The 1,760-nt window shown below is 66.5% G+C and carries 2 protein-coding genes; one reads left to right on the top strand and one right to left on the bottom strand.

What is annotated here, in order from left to right:
• On the top strand, positions 1 to 1,358 hold a 1,358-nt coding region (locus AC097L_RS23575), incomplete at its 5' end, for an ABC transporter permease (protein WP_479589170.1).
• Between the two features lie 112 nt (positions 1,359 to 1,470).
• Here AC097L_RS23575 and AC097L_RS23580 read toward each other — a convergent pair.
• Positions 1,471 to 1,760, bottom strand: a 290-nt coding sequence (locus tag AC097L_RS23580; RefSeq protein WP_479589171.1) for an extracellular solute-binding protein, incomplete at its 5' end; no start/stop codon positions are given.

A 1,760-nucleotide genomic window follows, 5' to 3' on the forward strand; every position in this document is an offset into this window, starting at 1 on the left:
GGGCGCTGCTGCTGCCCCTGGCCATGCCGGCCTATGTGGTGGCCTATGCCTATACCGACTTTTTGCAGTACAGCGGCCCGGCCCAGACGGCACTGCGGGCCATTACGGGCTGGCAGGGCCGCATGCTGCCCGAGGTGCGCAGCCTGGGCGGCGCGGTGTTGGTGTTTGTGGTCACGCTCTACCCGTATGTGTACCTGCTGGTGCGGGCGGCGCTGGCCGAGCGGGCTGCGCACTTGATGGAGGCCGCCCGCATGCTGGGTGCGCCGCTGGGCCGCCGCGTGCGCAGCGTGGCTTTGCCGCTGGCGCGTCCGGCAGTGGCGGCCGGGGTGGCGCTGGCGCTGATGGAGACGCTGGCCGACTTTGGCGTGTCCAGCTACTTCGGCATCCAGACCTTCACCGCGGGCATCTACAAGGCTTGGCTGTCCATGGACAACCCGGTGGCGGCGGCGCAACTGGCCTGCGCGCTGTTGACCGTGGTGGCCGTGCTGTTGGCGCTGGAGCGGCGGGCCCAGCAGCGCATGCGATTCAGTGCGGCCAAGGGCAGCCGCGCGGGCAGTGCCGAGGCACGGCGTGTGGTGTTGGTGGGCTGGCAGCGGGTGCAGGCGCAGGCGCTGTGCAGCCTGCCGGTGCTGCTGGGCTTTGTGCTGCCAGTGCTGTTCATGCTGCGCCCGCTCTACCAGGGCTGGCAGTCCGAGGACGCGCCGCTTCCCTGGGCGCGTTTTGGCCATTGGGCCTGGAACAGCCTGCAACTGGGCGGTATGGCCGCTGTGCTGGCCGTGGGGCTGGCGCTGCTGCTGGCGTTTGCGTCGCGCCCGGCCTCGGCCCGGATGGCACGCGGTGTGTTGCAGGTGGCCAGCCTGGGCTATGCGATTCCGGGGGCGGTGGTGGTGGTGGGGCTGCTGCTGCCGGTGGGCTGGCTGCAGGCGGCGCAGCCGGGCTGGGGCGTGGGTTATGTGCTGACGTCTACCGTACTGGGGGTGCTGTGGGCGTACTTGGTGCGGTTTTGCGCGGTGGCCCTGCAAAGCGTGCAAAGCGGCTACAGCCGGATTCCGCTCAGTTTTGACGAATCTGCGCGCATGCTGAATGTGACCGGCTGGGGTCTGCTGCGGCGGGTGCACTGGCCCTTGCTGCGCCGCTCCACCGGGGTGGCGGCCTTGCTGGTGTTTGTGGATGTGATGAAGGAGCTGCCCGCCACTCTGGTGCTGCGGCCATTCAACCATGACACGCTGGCGGTGATGGCCTACCAGTTGGCCCGCGACGAGCGCCTGGGGGAGGCGGCGTTGCCCTGCCTGGCCCTGGTCGCGGTGGGACTGCTGCCGGTGCTGCTGCTGAGCCGCTCCCTGAACCGTTCGGCATAAAAAAACCGCTGGGCTAGCAGCGGTTTTTAAGGGTTTAGGACTTACGCAAGTTCCCCCTGTAAGCCCGAAGGGCGATACAAGGGCGCTGCGTAAGTCCTAGGGTTATAGGTGCTTATTTGTAACCCACGCGGTCCAGCATCTGCTGCACCTTGACCTGGTTCATACCCACCACGCTGATCGGGATGGTTTCGCTCTTGAAGCTGCCGCCGGTCATGGTTTGCAGGGCCGGGTTGTTGACCTGTACACCTTTGGCGGTGGGCCATTCGTTGTTGCCGTTGGCAAAGTAGTTTTGCGCCTCGGCGCTGGCTAGATACTCTAAAAACTTCACGGCGTTGGCCGGGTTTTTGCTGTTTTTGGCCATGCCGCCACCGGCGATATTGACGTGTGTGCCCCAGCTGCTTT

It is taken from the genome of Rhodoferax sp. RT5P35 (genome assembly GCF_056521385.1).